Origin of the sequence: Pseudomonas sp. (assembly GCF_026224925.1) — a bacterium.
Taxonomy (GTDB): domain Bacteria; phylum Pseudomonadota; class Gammaproteobacteria; order Pseudomonadales; family Pseudomonadaceae; genus Aquipseudomonas.
The window spans coordinates 1-2,471 of record NZ_JAMFRV010000778.1 but is presented as its reverse complement, the minus strand read 5'-3'; the positions used below and the strand labels follow the sequence as shown (position 1 = coordinate 2,471).

Below are 2,471 nucleotides of genomic sequence, written 5' to 3'. Positions count from 1 at the left end.
CTATGCCGAATCGGCGGCTCGGGAGCTGGAAGAGGAGTTGGGTGTGGGCGGTGTTACGTTGAGCGCCCACGAACATTTCTTCTTCGATCAGCCGGGTAATCGCCTGTGGTGTGCAGTGTTCAGCGCCGTCTGGGACGGGCCGTTGACCTTGCAGCCTGAGGAGGTCCTGCAAGCGCGCTTTATTCCTGTGGCCGAGGTCCTGCAAGAAACCGTGCACAAACCCTACTGCCCCGACTCCTTGGCGGCGCTGAAACGCTATTTGGGAAAGTTTGCGCCTGACGCGTAAAAGATGATGATCGGCGTATATTTGCGCTTAGCATCTGCTGTTTTTGCCGTTACACTGCGCGACCTTTTCAAGCTGGACCGCTCTTGATGGCTAAGTAGCCAATGGTCCAGTAGCGCTGCCCCTGCCTGAGTGGGGCTTCGCGGTCGGCCAACCGCTGCGCCGGAGCCGACCCATCTTTGTCCTCAAACAAGAGGATTGCCGGTGGCCAAAAAAGCCGCATCCTTCGCCGCCCTTGGCGGTCTGGTATTTTCCACCGACGCAGGACGGCATTGCCCCGACTGTCGCCAGCCCGTGGATGCCTGTGTCTGCAAACAAACCGCTATCCCCGAGGGGGATGGTATCGCCCGTGTGCGTCGCGAAAGCAAAGGTCGCGGCGGTAAAACGGTGACGACCATCACCGGCGTGCCGTTGGCCGAAGATCCGCTCAAGGACTTGGCCAAAACGCTCAAGCAGCGTTGCGGAACGGGTGGTGCGATCAAAGAAGGCGTGATCGAGATTCAGGGCGATCACGTTGAGCTACTGTTGGCGGAGCTGGTGAAGCTGGGGTTCAAAGCGAAGAAGTCCGGCGGCTAAGCCCCGATATCTAAACTCTGTGCCGTGATGCAGGTCTATCTCCTCAACGTAAGCTCAGACTGGTCAGCGCTATAGCGCCCAATCGTCATTTCTACTCTTTACACTGCGTCAGCCCTATCGCGGCTGATGCCATTTGACTTCTTTATAGGGGACTTCGATGTCCGTACGACGCACACGCAAAGACGATGGCAGCCAATGGACAGTTGCGGACAGCCGCAGTGTTTATGGGATTCGTCATTGGGGGGCCGGTTATTTTGCAATCAATGAAGCCGGTCGCGTTGAAGTTCGCCCGAATGGTCCGCACAGCGCGCCCATTGATTTGTACGAACAGGTCGACGCGCTGCGTAAAAGTGGGCTGTCCCTGCCGTTGCTGGTGCGTTTCCCCGACATCCTGCAAGACCGTGTACGCCAACTGACCGGCGCGTTTGACTCCAACATCGAGCGCTTGGGCTATCAGAGCAAATACACTGCGCTGTACCCGATCAAGGTTAACCAGCAAGAAGCCGTGGTTGAAAACATTATCGCGACGCGTGATGTGTCTATCGGCCTCGAAGCGGGTTCCAAGCCTGAACTGATGGCCGTGCTGGCCTTGGCTCCAAAAGGCGGGACGATTGTCTGCAACGGTTACAAAGACCGTGAGTTCATTCGCCTGGCATTGATGGGTCAGAAGCTCGGTCACAACGTCTTCATCGTGATCGAAAAAGAATCCGAAGTCGCACTGGTGATTGAAGAAGCCGCCGAGCTTAAAGTCGCTCCGCAAGTGGGCTTGCGTGTGCGTCTGTCTTCGCTGGCGTCGAGCAAATGGGCTGACACCGGTGGTGAGAAATCCAAGTTTGGTTTGTCCGCAGCGCAGTTGTTGTCCGTGGTCGAGCGTTTCCGCGCTGCCGGTCTGGATCAAGGCATTCGTTTGCTGCACTTTCACATGGGGTCGCAGATTGCCAACCTGGCCGACTACCAACACGGCTTTAAAGAAGCGATTCGCTATTACGGCGAATTGCGTAATCTTGGGTTGCCGGTCGACCACATCGACGTCGGTGGCGGTTTGGGTGTGGACTACGACGGTACTCACTCGCGTAACGCCAGTTCGATCAACTACGACATGGACGATTACGCCGGTGTTGTGGTTGGCATGCTCAAGGAGTTCTGTGATCAGCAGGAACTGCCGCACCCGAATATCTTTTCCGAAAGCGGCCGTTCGCTGACGGCGCACCACGCCATATTGGTGGTTCAGGTAACTGACGTCGAAAGCCACAATGACGAAGTGCCAAAGATCGCTGACAAGGAAAGCTTGCCGGAAACCGTGCAATGGCTGGTCGATCTGTTGGGGCCGACCGATATCGAGATGGTCACCGAAACCTACTGGCGTGCCACGCACTACATGAGCGACATCGCCAGCCAGTACGCCGATGGCAAAATCACCCTGGCGCAAAAAGCCTTGGCTGAACAGTGCTATTTCGCGGTGTGTCGTCGCCTGCACAACTCGTTGAAAGCCCGCCAGCGTTCGCACCGTCAAGTGCTGGATGAACTCAACGACAAGCTCGCTGACAAGTACATCTGTAACTTCTCAGTGTTTCAGAGCCTGCCGGATACGTGGGCGATTGGCCAGGTACTG

3 protein-coding genes are annotated in these 2,471 nt (G+C 56.7%); all 3 read left to right on the top strand.

Translation table 11 applies throughout. The features are described 5' to 3' along the window. A partial coding sequence (locus tag M0974_RS32645) for an NUDIX domain-containing protein (protein WP_297846382.1) occupies nt 1-286 on the top strand: 286 nt, incomplete at its 5' end. A 201-nt stretch (nt 287-487) separates the two neighbouring features. Continuing rightward, nucleotides 488-859, top strand: coding sequence for a translation initiation factor Sui1 (locus M0974_RS32640; protein ID WP_297846380.1), 372 nt, complete (start codon nt 488-490; stop codon nt 857-859). A 157-nt stretch (nt 860-1,016) separates the two neighbouring features. After that, nucleotides 1,017-2,471, top strand: a 1,455-nt coding sequence (speA, locus tag M0974_RS32635; RefSeq protein WP_297846378.1) for an arginine decarboxylase, incomplete at its 3' end; no start/stop codon positions are given.